Source organism: Granulicatella adiacens ATCC 49175 (assembly GCF_025150565.1).
Taxonomy (GTDB): domain Bacteria; phylum Bacillota; class Bacilli; order Lactobacillales; family Aerococcaceae; genus Granulicatella; species Granulicatella adiacens.
In genome coordinates, this window is the sequence record NZ_CP102283.1 from 1,216,166 (window position 1) to 1,232,584 (window position 16,419).

At 39.5% G+C, this 16,419-nt stretch carries 13 protein-coding genes; 9 read left to right on the forward strand and 4 right to left on the reverse strand.

Translation table 11 applies throughout. The features are described from left to right. Positions 1-119: 119 nt before the first annotated feature. The 4 genes from NQ540_RS05950 to NQ540_RS05965 all read right to left on the reverse strand — a co-directional run bounded on the left by NQ540_RS05950 (position 120) and on the right by NQ540_RS05965 (position 3,383). Entirely contained in the window at positions 120-968 is an 849-nt protein-coding gene (locus tag NQ540_RS05950) for an amino acid ABC transporter substrate-binding protein (protein ID WP_005605820.1), read from the reverse strand. Positions 969-977: 9 nt separating this feature from the next. Then, a complete protein-coding gene (locus NQ540_RS05955) occupies positions 978-1,607 on the reverse strand; it encodes an amino acid ABC transporter ATP-binding protein (protein ID WP_005605823.1) in 630 nt (209 codons plus the stop codon). A gap of 12 nt (positions 1,608-1,619) precedes the next feature. Beyond that, positions 1,620-2,261: an amino acid ABC transporter permease gene (locus NQ540_RS05960; RefSeq protein WP_039848818.1), complete on the reverse strand. Its 642-nt coding sequence runs from the start codon at positions 2,259-2,261 to the stop codon at positions 1,620-1,622. Between the two features lie 168 nt (positions 2,262-2,429). After that, the gene (locus NQ540_RS05965; RefSeq protein ID WP_005605826.1) at positions 2,430-3,383 is read right to left on the reverse strand and encodes a DMT family transporter; all 954 of its coding nucleotides are present in this window, start codon (positions 3,381-3,383) and stop codon (positions 2,430-2,432) included. A gap of 141 nt (positions 3,384-3,524) precedes the next feature. Between NQ540_RS05965 and NQ540_RS05970 the strand changes: the two genes are divergently transcribed. The 9 genes from NQ540_RS05970 (at position 3,525) to NQ540_RS06010 (ending at position 16,163) form a co-directional block, all read left to right on the forward strand. Next, complete coding sequence (locus tag NQ540_RS05970; RefSeq protein WP_005605828.1) at positions 3,525-4,550, forward strand: 1,4-beta-N-acetylmuramidase; 1,026 nt, start codon at positions 3,525-3,527, stop codon at positions 4,548-4,550. A 159-nt stretch (positions 4,551-4,709) separates the two neighbouring features. Continuing rightward, the gene (locus tag NQ540_RS05975) at positions 4,710-5,618 is read left to right on the forward strand and encodes a hypothetical protein (protein ID WP_005605830.1); all 909 of its coding nucleotides are present in this window, start codon (positions 4,710-4,712) and stop codon (positions 5,616-5,618) included. Positions 5,619-5,777: 159 nt separating this feature from the next. Beyond that, the gene (locus NQ540_RS05980) at positions 5,778-7,445 is read left to right on the forward strand and encodes an N-acetylmuramoyl-L-alanine amidase (protein ID WP_005605832.1); all 1,668 of its coding nucleotides are present in this window, start codon (positions 5,778-5,780) and stop codon (positions 7,443-7,445) included. A 178-nt stretch (positions 7,446-7,623) separates the two neighbouring features. After that, entirely contained in the window at positions 7,624-9,825 is a 2,202-nt protein-coding gene (locus NQ540_RS05985) for a GH25 family lysozyme (RefSeq protein ID WP_050755088.1), read from the forward strand. A 166-nt stretch (positions 9,826-9,991) separates the two neighbouring features. Continuing rightward, complete coding sequence (locus tag NQ540_RS05990) at positions 9,992-11,008, forward strand: DUF6287 domain-containing protein (protein ID WP_005605836.1); 1,017 nt, start codon at positions 9,992-9,994, stop codon at positions 11,006-11,008. A gap of 196 nt (positions 11,009-11,204) precedes the next feature. After that, positions 11,205-11,867 carry a hypothetical protein gene (locus NQ540_RS05995; RefSeq protein WP_005605837.1) on the forward strand — a complete coding sequence of 221 codons (663 nt, stop codon included), beginning with the start codon at positions 11,205-11,207 and terminating at the stop codon, positions 11,865-11,867. Positions 11,868-11,879: 12 nt separating this feature from the next. Continuing rightward, a complete protein-coding gene (locus NQ540_RS06000) occupies positions 11,880-12,566 on the forward strand; it encodes a hypothetical protein (RefSeq protein ID WP_005605839.1) in 687 nt (228 codons plus the stop codon). A gap of 489 nt (positions 12,567-13,055) precedes the next feature. Next, on the forward strand, positions 13,056-14,363 hold the full coding sequence (locus NQ540_RS06005; protein ID WP_005605840.1) for a hypothetical protein: 1,308 nt from the start codon (positions 13,056-13,058) through the stop codon (positions 14,361-14,363). A 492-nt stretch (positions 14,364-14,855) separates the two neighbouring features. Next, positions 14,856-16,163 carry a hypothetical protein gene (locus tag NQ540_RS06010; RefSeq protein ID WP_005605842.1) on the forward strand — a complete coding sequence of 436 codons (1,308 nt, stop codon included), beginning with the start codon at positions 14,856-14,858 and terminating at the stop codon, positions 16,161-16,163. Positions 16,164-16,419: the final 256 nt, after the last annotated feature.

Sequence of the window (16,419 nt, forward strand, 5' to 3'; positions counted from 1 at the left end):
TAGCAATCTTATTTCTACCATTTTGAGTTTTTATCCTAATTCCCTTAGATTTTACAGCACAAAAAAAATCGCCTTCCAGAAGGTACACCTTCCGTCCAGCGATAGTAACTGTTATTCAATTATTCTTGCCCTTTGACTTCCGGAGTTGCGACATCCTCACCAAACCACTTCTGGCTGATTTGTTGGAAGATGCCCTCTTGATAGAGTTCCTTGAAGGCTTCATTCAGCGCTTCGAGTAGTTTCTTATCGGCAGGTCGTACCCCTACCGCAAAAGACTCACTCTCGAAACCTGAAGGAATGGTATCGTACTCGTCGGCGATGCCTTCTGTTGTGAGGTAGTAGTCCGCGTAGACACGGTCGATCAGCAAGGCGTCGATACGGTCATTCTTCAAGTCAATAATGGCCTCGTTCACGCTTTGGTATTGGTCGGCGTCCCCGCCTTTGACACGGTTCTTCAACACTTCTGGATGTTCTTCAAAATCCAACATCCCTGACGATCCGTTTTGTGCCCCCAGGGCTTTCCCTGTCATGTCACTGGCCGAGTGAATGCCACTTGTTTTCTTCACGACTAAGATTTGCGTATTTTGCATATAGGGAATCGTGAAGGCGACCTTCTCGCGACGTTCGTCTGTCGCAGAATACCCATTCCAAATCGCGTCAATCGTCCCGTTTTGTAGTTCCGTCTCCTTCATATCCCAGTCAATCGGTTGGAAGTGAACCGTGATGCCGAGTTTCTTCGACACGTACTGGGCGAGTTCGATATCAAAACCTGCATAATCGCCATTCTTCTCCTCGAAGCCCATTGGAACAAAGGTATTATCGAAGCCGACCGTAATGCTCTTTTGTTGTTGATATTTATCCCAGTTATCGACTTTTGGGTTACTTGCCAGTTGCGTACAGCCTGCAAGAGTCATGACCGCCACCCCTACAAGCGCCAAAAGCCCTAGAATTCCTTTTCGTTTCTTCATAGCGGCCTCCTATTTCGGTTCGAACGTCAAGAGTTCATCCGCGATGTTTTCGGCAAAGGTTAAATCGTGGGTGACGACGATTTGCGTCATTCCGAGTTCTTTGTTTTGGAGGATTAACTTTTCTACTTCTAGGCGAAGTGCTGGATCAAGCGCTGATGTTGGTTCGTCGTAGCCAATAATTTCAGGGTCAATCATCATCGCACGTGCCAAGGCCACCCGTTGTTTTTGCCCGCCTGAAAGTGAATACGGGAGTGCGTCCTCGTGTCCAGCTAGACCGAGGCGTTCTAAGAGTGCTCGTGCCTTCGCGTTCGCTTCTTCTTGAGGCACCCCATTCATTTTCACCGGCGAAATCGTTAAGTTTTCTAATACGGATAAATGTGGGAATAATTGGAAGTCTTGGAATACGAATCCAAGTAATTGGCGCTTTGTAAGTTCATCAAGTGCGAGCGGTTCGCCGTTATAGAACACTTCTCCAGAGTCGATGGTTTCTAGCCCAGCTAACATCCGAAGTAAGGTTGTTTTCCCGCCTCCTGACGGTCCGACGATGGCCAAGATGTTTCCTTCGTGAATGGTTAAGTTGAAATCGGACAAGATTTGTTTATCGCCGAATCGTTTACTAATATTGCGTAATTCTAACATTTTCTTGTCCTCCTATTTATAATAACTAAATTTCTTTTCAATGCGTTTGGCCACAAGCGTCACAACCCCGATAACAATCAGATAAATCGCACCAGCTAAAAACATCGGAACGAGGCTGGCATCGCGGTTAGCTGCGGTACGGCTCGCCAGAATCAGGTCTGAGATTCCAAGCGCGTAAACAAGGGACGTATCTTTGACAAGGCTCATGATTTCATTGAAGACACTTGGCAAGACAATCTTCGTCACCTGAGGAAGAACAATATAGCGAATCGTCGCTCCTGGAGTGAATTTCAACACCTTCGCCGCTTCATACTGCCCTTTTGGAATCGTATCAATCCCCCCGCGGAAAATCTCTGCAAAGTACGCCGCATAGTTGAGCGTGAAAGCAATGAGCGCTGCCGGGAGTCTGTCTAGACGAATGCCGACACTTGGCAAGACGTAATAAATAAAGATGAGTTGGAGTAACAGAGGAGTCCCGCGCATCACCCAGATGTAAATATGAATGAGCCAGTTGAGTGGCTTCCATTTGAGTTGCATCGCAAAGGCAATGAGAATGCCCAGCGGAATTGAGAAGATAAGCACGAGTGCGAACACTTCTAATGTCGTCACTGCTCCGTGTAATAAACTTGGTAAAATTTCGAGTGAATAAGACAAATTAAGGACCTCCATCTGTTAATTGATGGTACATAGTATAGCACAAACGATTTATTTGAAAAAGATGAAAGTTTCATGAGAACGGTCTCATTTTTAAAGTTTTCTTACTACTTTTATCGCAAGCAAAAACCGCAACTGGATTGGATCCAATTGCGGTTTGATTCTTTCTTATTCAATAATGCCTTGTTCCACTTTCCGGCGTTCTTTGAGAAGGTCACGTACTGAAATCAAGACCACCGCTCCTAGTATCATCGCCATTCCGACAAAATCGATGGCATAAAAATGCTCGTTCATAATGAGAAAAGCAAAGAAGACGGCAGAAATAGGTTCAACCGCAGCAATCAAACTACTTTTCACCGGACCGATGTAACTCGTCCCTTTTAGGAACATCGTATAAGAAATGACCGTTCCGATAAGGATAATTCCCGTTAACGCAGCCAGAATATCAACACTATATTCTAGTTGAAGGGTCGTGAGTCCACTCATTGGGAAAAGAATGACTCCTGCAATCACCATTCCTACGCCAATCACCGTTAGACTTCCATACGTTTGGATGAGTTTAATCGGAAGCATAATATAGATGGCATAGGTGAACGCACTGAAGATACCCCAGAATAGCCCTAGTGGTGTGACGCTAAGTTGATTCCACTGACCATGTGTCGCAATTAAGAAGGTTCCCGCCATCGCAAGAACAATTGAGGTCACTTCAGACGCAGTCGGTGCCGTACGATTTTTCAAGCAGATGTACACGAGAATAATGACCGGACAGAGATATTGCAAGACCGTTGCCGTTCCAGCATTACTCAAGGCGATCGCTTGTAAATACGAAAATTGATTTAAGAATAATCCTACAAAGGCAAAAATAATGATTTTAACGTAATTGCTCTTCTCCTTAAAGAACGAGCATAGCTGCTCTCGGTTGAAAAGATAACTCATAAGAAGCAGTAGCGTCCCAGAGATAATGAGTCGTAAATCTGTCAGGGCAAGCACACCAATTCCGTGCGCCATCAAGTACTGACCACTCGCTCCACTCATCCCCCAGGCAATCCCTGCAAAGAGTGTCATTAAGGTTCCTTTTAGAATTTTTTGTTTTGGTTGTTTTGTAATGTCTTTATTTTTCATAAATCCGATTATAGCATAAAAAAGAGCGATGATTGCTGAAGGAAAAAGTAAACTTTTCGTGAAGTTTGTTAATATAGTTTGAACTTCAAAAGAATTTTTGATATAGTAAGAACGTTCATTTTTGAAAACAGGGAGGAAAATATGAAAAAAATTACAACACTTACTTTTATGACTGCAGCAATGTTTCTTTTATCTGCTCAAGCAGTCTACGCAGAAAATGCACCAGTTGAAACGACAGAAGCCACAACGGTAGCTCCTGTAGAAAACGATGCGGACAACCACGAGAATGAAGTCGTGGAAGAATATCAACCAAAAGAAAAGCCTTTTACTGGTTTTACTTCTAGAGATGGTGTGACCTATTATCACGTGAATAATGTTCCAATTACTTCTCAATGGAGAAAAATTGACGAAAAATGGTACTATTTCAACGAAGAAGGCATCATGCAAAAAAGTGCAATCGTTGACGGTTACCTTCTCCAAGATACAGGAGAAATGGCACAAAAAGACACTGTTAAAGTTGGAGAACATACTTTTTACGCAGACGAAAATGGAAGAATTGTTTATAACTCATTAGTGGAAACCGTTAATGAAGGGGAATTCCTGTACTTTAATGCTAAAGGTCATTTAGAACCAAATCCTGAAGCCTATGGATACCTTGTTGGGCATAACGGCATCATCCGTAAAAATGCCTGGGTTGAAAAGGATGGCAAATGGTATTATGCCGATCATAATGGAAAGATGGTTCGTAACAATTGGCAAGGGGCCTACTATCTTAAAGAGAATGGCGAAATGGCTAAGAGCGAATGGATTTATGACAAGAACTACTCTAGTTGGTACTATTTAGTAGAAAATGGTCATTACGTTAGTGATAAATGGGAAAAAATCAACGGTTTATGGTATCACTTCCGTCGTAGCGGAGAACTAGATACAAATCAATGGGTCGGTTCTTACTACGTCAAAGGTAGCGGTTCAATGGCTGTAAACGAATGGGTATACGACAAGAACTATTCTAGCTGGTATTACTTTGACAGCAATGGATCCTACATCACTGATAAGTGGGAAAAAATCAATGGCAAATGGTATCACTTCCGTCGTGGTGGAGAATTAGATACGAACAAATGGATTGGTTCTTACTACGTCACTGCAGATGGTTCCATGAGAGAATAAGAATACAGTTTCAAACCAACTACTCCTGTAGTTGGTTTGTTTATGTCCATTTTCCCATCAATCTCACTTTGAATTTTTTATGAACAAAGTGTTAAAACATTGCACCCCCCCTTTTTTATGGTACACTGATGTCGTAAAAAAAAAATTTAGGAGGAACCTATGAAAAAAGCAACAAAACTCACTTTTTTAACTGCTGCTCTTTCCCTCTTTCTTCCTCAGTTGGTATTAGCGGAGACTGTCACAGACACAACGACTACTCTTCCTACAACAAGTGAAGAAACAACGCAGCTAGCAACAACTCAGCAAGAAGAAACGACGACAGAGAAGACCACAGAGGCGCCTGTTGAACTTCCTACCGATGCTAAAAATGATATTTATTATTACAAGCAAGGTGAACGTCCACCTTATACGGGTATTTTGAGAGCTGACGGCAACATATACTATCATGAGAAGGACAAACCAGTTACTTCTACTTGGAAATGGGCAGAAAATCGTTACTTCTACTTTGGCGCGGATGGAAAAATGGTCAGAAACGGCCTCACACCAGACGGCTACTTGGTCGATAATCAAGGAATGCTCGTAAATGAAGGATGGGCATCTCTTGGTCAAAAATGGTACTACATCACTTCCGGAGGCAAAGCCGTTCGCAATGCTTGGAAGCAAATCGATGGGAAATGGTACATGTTCCATGCAGATGGCACAATGTATGCAAATGAATTCAACTCGAATTATTATCTCAAATCTAGTGGTGAAATGGCCGATAATGAATGGTTTTTCGATTCGTATTATAACAGCTGGTTCTATATCAAACCAGGAGGCATTTACGCCAGAAATGAATGGAAAGGCGCCTACTATTTGAAGTCAGGCGGTTATATGGCTAAGTCAGAGTTCATTTATGACCCTTCTTATAAAGCAAGCTATTATCTTGAGGAAAACGGAAAATACGCTTCTGATAAGTGGATGGAATTAAACGGCAAATGGTATCACTTCGGTCGTGGCGGAGAATTAGATACGAACAAATGGATTGGTTCTTACTACGTCACTGCAGATGGCTCCATGAGAGAATAAGAATACAGTTTCAAACCAACTACTCCGGTAGTTGGTTTTTTTATGTCCATTTTTCCATCAAACCAACTTTGAATTTTTTATGAACAAAGTGTTAAAACATTGCACCCCTTCCCCCTTTTTGATACACTGATGACGTAAAAAAAGATTTAGGAGGAACCTATGAAAAAAGCAACAAAACTCACTTTTTTAACTGCTGCTCTTTCCCTTTTTCTTCCTCAGTTGGTATTAGCGGAGACTGTCACAGATACAACGACTACTCTTCCAACAACGAGTGAAGAAACAACGCAGCTAGCAACCACTCAGCAAGAAGAAACAACGACAGAGAAAACTACGGAAGCTCCCGTCTCCCTTCCAACCGATGCTAAAAATGATATTTATTTCTACAAACCAGGGGAACATCCACCTTATACGGGTATTTTGAGAGCTGATGGAGACATCTACTATCATGTTAAGGACAAACCGGTTACTTCCACTTGGAAATGGGCGGAAGATCGTTACTTCTATTTTGGCGCGGATGGAAAAATGGTCAGAAACGGCCTCACACCAGACGGCTACTTGGTCGATAATCAAGGAATGCTCGTAAAAGAAGGATGGGCATCTCTTGGTCAAAAATGGTACTACATCACTTCCGGAGGAAAAGCCGTTCGCAATGCTTGGAAGCAAATCGATGGGAAATGGTACATGTTCCATGAAGATGGCACGATGTATGCAAATGAATTCAACTGGAATTACTACCATAAAGCTAGTGGAGAATTGGCAAAAAACGAATGGATTTTTGATCCAACCTATAACAGCTGGTTCTATTTCAAAGCCAATGGAACATACGCCCAAAATGAATGGAAAGGCGCCTACTACTTGAAGTCAGGTGGATACATGGCGAAGTCTGAATTCATTTATGATCCTTCCTATAAAGCGACTTATTACCTTGAAGACAGTGGTAAGTACGCTAGCAATCGTTGGCTTCATATTCAAAACAAATGGTATCATTTCCAAAATGCTGGTCAAATGGACAAGAATAAATGGGTCGGCGCTTACTATGTAAAAGAAGATGGTTCGATGGCCGAGAAAGAATGGATTTACGACGGCTCATATGGCGGATGGTTCTACTTACAAGAAGGCGGTTCTTATGCGCGCAATCTCTTTACCATCGATGGTAAAAAGCATGTTTTCCAAGCCAATGGTCTTTGGGTCGCTGAAGTTCCTGAAGCCGTGAATTACGGACAATACAAAAATGTCATCTTCCTTGATCCAGGGCACGGCGGGAAAGATCCTGGCGCAGTCTATAATGGGCTTCGCGAAAAAGATTTGACTCTGCAAATTTATCGTAAACTACGTAGTGAATTAGAAAGACTTGGGTATACGGTTCTTACTTCTAGGGATAAAGATGAATTTGTCGACTTCGTAACAGAACGTTCTCAAATGGCAAATAAAACCGATGCGGACTTCTTCATTAGTATCCACTTCAACGCTTCTAGTGTTCGTGGACAAAGTCGCAGTGGTGTTGAAACTTATATTTATGAAGCCGATGAAGATCTTCCACCTCGTATTAATAAGGAAGCTCATGACAATCCACTTCGCATGAGTGAAAGTAAACGTCTAGCTGAGAATCTACACGCTTCGATTATTGAAAAATCAGGGGCTAATGACCGTGGCATTCGTGGTGCAAGTTTTGCCGTTCTTCGTGAAACTGCAAAACCCGCTGTGTTATTAGAACTTGGCTATATGGATAGCCCTGAAAGCAAGAAAATCAGTGACAGTGCTTATCAAGATAAGCTTGTTGCTGGAATTGTGAGTGGCATTCAAAACTTCTACAAAACTGCTAAATAATGCATCAATTTCATCAAAAGTCTCATCCACCGGGTGAGGCTTTTTTGTTCTTTCCTTCCCTTTTTTTCATCAAAAAAGACTAATTATTAAGATTGCAAGGAAGCGCTTAGGTTTATTTGAACCTTCCACTCTCATTTGTTATATTGAAATGGTATCACATGAAAAAAGGGAGGAAAAAATGAAAAAATATACAAGACTGACGTTTATTACTAGTGCAATGATGATGCTATCAACGCAAGCAATCTTCGCACAAACAACCACAGACGAGAAATCATCAGAAGTGACGACAAGCGAAGTAACTACTGTCGCCCCTACTACTCAAGAAGAGACAACCACCACGACAACTGAACAGGTTCGTACTCGTAGAAAACGTGAAGTATCCAATGAAGAAACACAAACAAAAGAAGTTGAAAAGTCCACTTATACAGGCTTTGTAACAAGAGATGGCGTTACTTATTACCATATCAATAAGGTGCCCATCACCCGACAATGGAAGCAGGTTGACCAAAAATGGTATTACTTCGATGAAGAAGGAAAAATGCTTAAAAATACAACCTTTGATGGGTACGCCTTTGATCACGAAGGGGTCATGGGAACGAATCAATGGATGACAATTCAAGGAGAACGCTACTACGTTACTGAATCTGGAAAATATCTCAAAGATGCTTGGAAACAATTCGATGGCAAATGGTACTACTTCGACCGTGCAGGTAGAATGCAGAAGAATACTCTTGTAAATGGCTACCTGATGGGCGATAATGGCGCACTCGTTACAAATCGTTGGGTGACGTTCAATCAAAAATGGTACTACGCCCAAGAAGACGGAAAAGCCGTTCAAAACGCTTGGAAACAAATCAATGGAAAATGGTATATGTTCCATCAAGATGGCACCATGTACGCCAATGAATTTAACTGGAACTACTATCATAAAGCTAGCGGTGAAATGGCCGATGATGAATGGGTATTTGATACAACCTACAATAGCTGGTTCTATATCAAACCTGGTGGTACTTATGCCCGTAATGAATGGAAAGGTACCTTCTACTTGAAGTCAGGCGGTTATATGGCTAAGTCCGAGTTCATTTACGACTCCAACTATAAAGCGACCTACTATCTCGAGGAAACCGGAAAATACGCCTCTGATAAGTGGATGCAACTAAATGGGAAATGGTATCACTTCCAAAAAGCGGGAGAAATGGACAAGAATAAATGGGTCGGTTCTTACTACGTCAAAGACGACGGTACAATGGCTGATAAAGAATGGATTTTCGATAAAGGCTATAATAATTGGTTCTACATTCAAGAAGGCGGTCTATATGTCCATAATAAATGGCTTGAGTTAAATCAAGAATGGTACTTCTTCAAAAACGACGGCCAAATGGCTCAAAGAGAATGGGTTGGCGATTACTATCTCAAAGCAGATGGAAAAATTGCGAAAAACCAAATGATTTACGACCAAAAATACGGTTCTTCCTACTATCTTGAATCCGATGGTCGCTACGCAAAAAATAAATGGGTGAAAGTTGGCCAGTACTGGTACTACTTCCTCTCTAACGGGAAAGTAGCCCGTCAACAATGGATTGATGGCAAGTACTACGTCTTCGATAATGGTAAAATGGCAACAGGAAAACATATCATCGATCATTATGAATATGTCTTTGACGATAACGGTAATGTCCTCAGTAAAAAAGCAGTCGACATCGGCTGGGTCGAAAAGAATGGCAAACGTTATTTCTATAATGGTGCCTCTCAACGTCTTGGGGACGAGCATACAAAGAAAGTCATGGACGTGAGTGAACACCAAGGTCACATCTCCAACTGGGAAAGCATCATCCGTGAAAATGGTATCGATGCAGTGATTGTTCGTATCGGATATACAGGTGCTGAAGATAAACATCTCGCCAATAATATTCGTGAACTAAACCGCCTAGGCGTTCCATACGGCATTTACCTTTACACATACGCTTCTAACGACGAAGATGGTGTCAAAGATGCTAATCTCACATTAGAACTCATCAAAAGATACAATATCAAACCAACCTACCCAATCTATTACGATATTGAAGATTGGCGTTATGAAAATGGTTCTAAAGTGGCCCCAACAGATACCGCTACATGGGTGAAAATCTGGAAGGCTTATCAAAATACGATGGCGAAAGCTGGCTACACGAACGTACGTATTTACAGTTATCAATATCTCTTACAAAATCGCTTGAATCATCCGGATATCTTAAATTATGTCGACTGGGTGGCGGCTTATACTCCACAACTCAGATACCAGCTTCCATATAGCCAACCAAGCTGTGGATGGCAATACACTTCTACAGAGTATGTAAAAGGCTTAGGTCTAGTAGATATGAGCGTTTGGTTTGGACGCTAAACTCAATCGTTTCTTCCATAAAAATGAAAGCTCCTTTGGATTTTTCCAAGGAGCTTTTTGTGTGTTTTGCTTCATTTGCCTATCTTCTTCCTAAATTTTTTTAGACTTCTACTCTCTTCTTCTGTATAATGAAAACAGATTTATTCTTTCAGTAAGGAGAACGATTATGAAAAATAGAAAACTCATTTTCACTCTATTATCTTGTTCTTTCGTTTTAGGCGCATGCCAAACGACTACAGATACTAGTAAAGAAACAACAACTTCAGAAACGACTACCCTAGAAACAACGACAGCTTCTCAGACAACCACTGCTTCCAAGGAATCCAGCTTAACGTTGCACTCTTTCGATGAAGTTCTTCAAGCTTACGCAAAAGTCCTAGCAGGAGGAGAACCAGATGGAACGACAATCAATCGTTCCGCTCTTCAAGCCGTTCCAAAAGGCGACGTTGAACCAAAGTTTAAAGGAATTTCATATGCCTTTTCCGATTTGAATCAAGACGGAACTGATGAACTTCTGATTGCACTAAAAGATAGTCGCAATGGATACACTCTACTTGATATTTATTCGAACACTGGTGGATCGCTTGCAAAATTAACTAATGTTTCTAATCAAATGGAAGGTATTGGAAATGAACGCACAACTCTCACCCTTCGCGAAGACCGATCACTATTATTGAGCACTCAGATTAATCAAGAATTTATTTTATTTAAATTAAATAAAGAAGGGAAAGAGCTTGAAGAAGTCTCTAAAACAAATAATCTAGAAGATGTGAAGAAATACCCGAAAGAATTCAACTTACAAAATTTAACATGGAATACTTTAACAAAAAACACTGCTTCTTCCAAATCAACATCCACTTCTATGGATCTTGACGCCATTCAAAACGGTGATTATTCAAGTATCGCTGGAATATGGAAAAACGGAAAAGGTCAAACCTTAACCTTCGATAAAAACGGTCTTGTGAGTACCACTGAAAAATTGGGGAAACCAAAGATGGACCGAGGATATTTAACCGTTGCTGTTAACACGAATACTAGTGGCTATTCAATCATCTTCCTACCTGCTGGAACTAAATTTACAATGGTTCCAAAAGAAGATCCATCAGACCAAACCGTCAATCGTATTTGGGCAGGACAAGGTTCAAGTGGTGATCCTAGAGAATTCTTTTATAAAGTTGAGTAAAATCTACATAAGGTTGGCAATCCTTGCCAACCTTATTTTTTATTTCCTGTCTATTCTAACCGGCTTCCCTAATATGTCCTTCGTTTTAAAGAAATCAACTCCCAAAATTTCTAAACGCTCACTCGTTCAAAACTTCACTTTTTATTTATTCTTAATAATGATAAAATAGAAGTAACATCGTTTAGGAGGAAAATTCATGTTTTATAAAACAAAGAAACTACTTTTAGGATTTTTAGCGTTTCTTAGCGTTCTTTTGATTGCTGGATGCCAACCACAAAAGGAACCTGTTGATTTTACAAAGAATCCACAAGGAACATGGCAATGGACAGAACAACAATTGACGTTGCAAAAGGTATTCCTTGCTACTAATGTGGAATCCCGCGCAGCAGCACTTATGTTGGATGACTTAGATAATGTCAATATGACGATGACGATTAAAGACAAGACGGTTGAATTGAAGTATCGTTTTGACTATCTCAGAATTTACGAAGATCAATATAAAGGACAAAACCTTACGACACCTGATTTCAAAACATATGTCCAAAAGAAAACAGAAGATTTAAAAGCCTATGTAGCGACTCTTCAACATACCAAAATCACAGTCGACGAAGCAAACTACGCTTATGACTATACGCTAACAGGAACTATTGATCCGGACAATCACACGATTACTTTCCCAGAAACTCCAACATTCCTAAGTAGAATCATCTTAGGACCTACTTCTAACCCACTGGAGGCTATGACGTATAACTATACAGTGGAGGGAAAACAAATGACCCTTTCTGCTGAGGGCAAAAACGATAAAGGTTTGAAACTTGTGATGCGTCTTCGTTTCAACTACACAGAAGAGAACAAATAGAAGGAGTGATGAATGATGAAAATGATGAAAAAAATTTCGCTATGGACAATGTCGCTTCTTACTCTTCTATTCGTTGCAGGATGTGCTGAACAAAAGCCAGAACAAACGACTGCTGAAACAACAACAGAAGCCCCTGAACCAGTCGCTCTTGAAGGTGAATGGCAAGCAATCGACTTTAGAGATACAATAGAACGTACATTTTTATATACTTACAAGGACGCATATACACGATTGAAAGTAACAGAGGCTTTCGAAGATGTCTCTCCTACGTTAACAATCGAAGGAACAAAGGTAACTCTTACGTACACGGCTGATATGAATAAATACTTCGAGTTCTTTGCTGAAGCACATAAAGATATCGCTAAGGACAAGGCAGAAGCTGCTAGAGTTCTTGCTGCAAATGCTCAAAAAAATATTAAAAAATCGGAAGACTTATCTGGTACTTACAACGACGAAACTTATATCTATAAAGGGAAACAAGAAGGTGGCGTTTTAGACACAAACGCAAAAACGATTGTCTTCCCGGACGTTCCAAATCTATTTGGTATTCTTCCACTTTATATTTCTTCAAAAGAAGTCCCAATTACGTATCACTATGAGGTCAACGGCGATATTCTTACGATGTACGCTGAAAAGGTCTTTAAAGAAAATGGAATTCGTTTGGTTTATCCGATGAAATTTAAGAAAGTGCAAAAATAATTTATTAAGTGCACTATTAAAATACTTTAGAACCTTTGGTTCGTAATAGTTATGATAACTGCTACACCGGGTTGAGCCTTAGGTCTCAACCCTAGCAAGCTTGCAATTTTCATATTGTTAACTTAAACAATGTAGACGCAGTAGACAAATGGATTGACCTTCACTATCAAGTAGTTTGGTCAATCCTATTTGTCCTTGCGGGGGTAAGACTACGAAGAAACAGAAAAACACTGTTTCTTCTGTCTTACTCCCATTCCTATCCCCCGAAGCTCCTTCGTATTTTAATAGACTTAAAAAATTTCTTCCTTACACAATCCTTTTTAAGAATCTCAAATTCTGCTCCATCTGTGCTGAAGAACTTTCCTTTTCACCTGTTAAATAATAATGGGATGACGAAGCAAGGTTGTAATTTTCGTGAAAACCATTGCAAACTTATAGCAATAAACGTATGATAAAGGCATATACAAGACTCTTTTTAGGAGGTTCACAATGGGTAGACTTGGAAAGAAATACTTGTTCGCTCTGCTATCAATCTTTTCAGTATTCGTTATTGCAGGGTGCTCTCAAGGCTCAAATAACTCCGATAGTTCGGCAGCTGCTAAAACAGAAGAAACGAAAATAACAACAGATATTGAGGGCGAATGGAAATTAACAGACATTCATAATTCAATGCAGTCTGTTTATTCTATATACAAATTGAATGTTGATACATTTGGAAAGTTATTAACGACTTTTGACGACTTAGACATGCGCTTGAAGGTTAATGGCGAAAATGTGGAAGTTAGCTACTCTACTGACTTAAATCGTTTTGCAGAGGACTATTATAAAATCTCTAAACAAGATATATCACTTGAAGCTTTTAAGGAAAAACTATTTCCAAAAATTAAAGAATTAGCAGACCCTTACAAGACAAACAAAGTCACAACTGATACAGCAACGGGTGCCTTTACTTTCTACGCTCCAGGGACCGTCAATTCTAAAGATAAAACCCTGAACTTCGAAGAACCTTTAAACTTCATTATGTACTTCCCGGTGACATTTACGGAGGCATATGATCCAGTCACATATAAATACGATTTAAAAGATAATCTACTAATTATCTCTATGGACGGAACCGAAAAAGAAACACAGCTACCGGCTCATGTTGAATTAAAATTCGAACGTGTCTCTGGTTCAGAAAACAATACGACAGAACCAACTTCTAAACAGACAGTTTCTTTAGACGGAAAATGGGAACTGATGAATACTAGAGAAGCCTTATTACGGGGGCTCTTCTATCGTGTGAATAAAAAAAATAAAAAAGCTTTCCAATTAATTTATGTGAATGCGTTAAAGGATTTAAAACCAACCTTAACGATTTCAGGGAATAGCGCTACTTATGACGTTTTGGTTCATCTAACAGACGCCTATAATGCCGATTACAACTATTATTATCAAACCACTAAGACAGAAAATAAAGATTCAAGAGAAAAATACATCAACTTCTACTTTAATCGACTTAAAACAGATTTATCGGTAAGTTTGAATTCTAAAATTGAAATTGATGAGGCAAATTACAGTGTCCATACTGTGGTACCAAACGGAAAGGTGGATACAAAAAATAAAACCATCACTTTCCCAAATCCAATGGCTATTGCAGATTTCGTCATTTTTTCAGAAGCATCACAAGCGTATTTAGAAACAACTTATCACTACTCATTAGACGGTGATGTCTTGACAATTACTTTTGAAAAGCCTGATTCTAGCAAAATCTATAATATTTACTACGAATTGAAATTTAAGAAAGTTCAAAACTGATTTATTAAGTGCACTATTAAAATACTATAGAACCTTTGGGTCGTAATAGTTATGATAACTGCTACACCGGGTTGAGCCTTAGGTCTCAACCCTAGCAAGCTTGCAATTTTCATATTGTTAACTTAAACAATGTAGACGCAGTAGACAAATGGATTGACCTTCACTATCAAGTAGTTTGGAATCCTATTTGTCCTTGCGGGGGTAAGACTACGAAGAAACAGAAAAACACTGTTTCTTCTGTCTTACTCCCATTCCTATACCCCGAAGCTCCTTCGTATTTTTATAGAAGCTGAAAGCAATTTTACACTAAAAAGTCCTTTAGAGTCTCTATCGTTTAGTGAACCGGTCAAATAAAACTATTCCTCTTCTCATTTTGAATAATCGGTGAAATTACGGGGCAAGCTTGTAAAATTCGTGAAAACCATTGCAAGTAAAAATGGTAATCGTTATAATTTAATTATATTAGAATTACTCTATTAAGGAGGTCTAAAGATGTTTAGACATTATAAGAAATTATTTTTAGCATTTGTTGCTCTATTCTCAGTCTTCGTACTGGCTTCTTGTTCTCAAGACCAAAGCAACTCTCAAAGTGCCGCTCAAACAGAAGCACCAAAAGTAGAGACTATTGATGGTGATTGGGAATTAGTCGATGCAGTCGATGCTTTATCGTATTCCATCGGAGCCTATACTCTTAAAGCAATCAACTTTGCACGCTTACTTGATTCAGTAAAAGACTTCAAAATGGACATGAAGATTGAAAACAATACGGCAACGATTAAATACGATTATAACATTGATAACTTTATTAAAGCTTTCTACACTTTCTCAAAAAAAGCTGAAGGAAAAACTGAAGAAGAATATAAAAAACTACTCTATGACTCTCATGAAGAGTTTGCAGGCGAGTTTAAGAAATACAAAGTTAGCATGAATAAAGAAACTGGTGTGTATAGCTACGAAGCAACGGGTTCTATTGATCAAGACGCTAAAACGATGACCTTTGATGAAGGAATTACCGTAACGAACTCATTCTTCTTCTCATTTGGTGAAAACCGCGTTTCGCCAAACACATATCATTACGAACTAAAAGATGATATGCTTTATATCACGATTGACGGAAAAGGGCCAAAGGATAATCTTCCAGTTCACTATGAACTACACTTCAAACGTAAAGGTAGCACTACTCAAAAAGACCCAGTTCCAATTGAAGGAAAATGGCAAGCCATCGACTTCAGACCAGCTCTTCAACGTAGCTTAGCCTATAAAGATTTCAAAAATGATGATTCGGCTATCAAACTGATCTATCCTGAGGCATTGAAAGATTTGAAACCAACGTTGAACATTACAGGTACATCTGTTGAATTCGACTACACTGTATCTTTAACAGAAGGTTTTGGAATGTTCTACGATTACTTAAAACAAAAAGATGCGGCTAAAGTAACTCAAACGAAAGACGAATATATTAAAAATCAATTTATTAGATTATCGACTACTCTACAAGGAGCTGCTAAAGACTACCCAAATACAACTTATGAATTTGATAAAGATAATAACACAATTCATTCTGTTTTGAAAAATGGTAAATTAGATACAGCAAATCAAACGATTGTCTTCCCAGAAGCTATCAATATTGTGCAGCTTGCAATCATGTCCATTGGACCTGTCAATAAAGAAACTACGTATAAATATTCTATTGATGGAGATATTTTAACGTTGACGATTGAGCAACGAGATGGCAAGAATAATCTAAATTCGGTTATCTCTGCAAAATTCAAAAAAGTGTCTGATGCAACGAGCAATTAGTCATTCCACTACCCTTTGAGAATTTCTCAAGGGGCTTTTTTGTGCAAAGAAAAATAAGATCTTATACTCTATTAAAATACTTCGGAACCTTTGGTTCAGTATAGTCATGATAACTGCTACACCGGTTTGAGCCTAAGGTCTCAACCCTAGCAAGCTTCAAAGAGCGGGTAAAAGTTGGAAACTTTAACCCGCTCTAATTCATCTTCCTTGTTCTTCGCGGCTATCATGACTATACTCCAAAGGACCTTCGTATTTT

What these genes read in the sequence shown, in the direction of transcription:
- NQ540_RS05965 (WP_005605826.1), bottom strand. Translation starts at nt 3,383, where the DNA reads ATGAAAAATAAAGACATTACAAAACAACCAAAACAAAAAATTCTAAAA.
- NQ540_RS06010 (WP_005605842.1), top strand. Translation starts at nt 14,856, where the DNA reads ATGTTTAGACATTATAAGAAATTATTTTTAGCATTTGTTGCTCTATTC.
- NQ540_RS05990 (WP_005605836.1), top strand. Translation starts at nt 9,992, where the DNA reads ATGAAAAATAGAAAACTCATTTTCACTCTATTATCTTGTTCTTTCGTT.
- NQ540_RS05975 (WP_005605830.1), top strand. Translation starts at nt 4,710, where the DNA reads ATGAAAAAAGCAACAAAACTCACTTTTTTAACTGCTGCTCTTTCCCTC.
- NQ540_RS05955 (WP_005605823.1), bottom strand. Translation starts at nt 1,607, where the DNA reads ATGTTAGAATTACGCAATATTAGTAAACGATTCGGCGATAAACAAATC.
- NQ540_RS06000 (WP_005605839.1), top strand. Translation starts at nt 11,880, where the DNA reads ATGATGAAAATGATGAAAAAAATTTCGCTATGGACAATGTCGCTTCTT.
- NQ540_RS05995 (WP_005605837.1), top strand. Translation starts at nt 11,205, where the DNA reads ATGTTTTATAAAACAAAGAAACTACTTTTAGGATTTTTAGCGTTTCTT.
- NQ540_RS06005 (WP_005605840.1), top strand. Translation starts at nt 13,056, where the DNA reads ATGGGTAGACTTGGAAAGAAATACTTGTTCGCTCTGCTATCAATCTTT.
- NQ540_RS05985 (WP_050755088.1), top strand. Translation starts at nt 7,624, where the DNA reads ATGAAAAAATATACAAGACTGACGTTTATTACTAGTGCAATGATGATG.
- NQ540_RS05980 (WP_005605832.1), top strand. Translation starts at nt 5,778, where the DNA reads ATGAAAAAAGCAACAAAACTCACTTTTTTAACTGCTGCTCTTTCCCTT.
- NQ540_RS05970 (WP_005605828.1), top strand. Translation starts at nt 3,525, where the DNA reads ATGAAAAAAATTACAACACTTACTTTTATGACTGCAGCAATGTTTCTT.
- NQ540_RS05950 (WP_005605820.1), bottom strand. Translation starts at nt 968, where the DNA reads ATGAAGAAACGAAAAGGAATTCTAGGGCTTTTGGCGCTTGTAGGGGTG.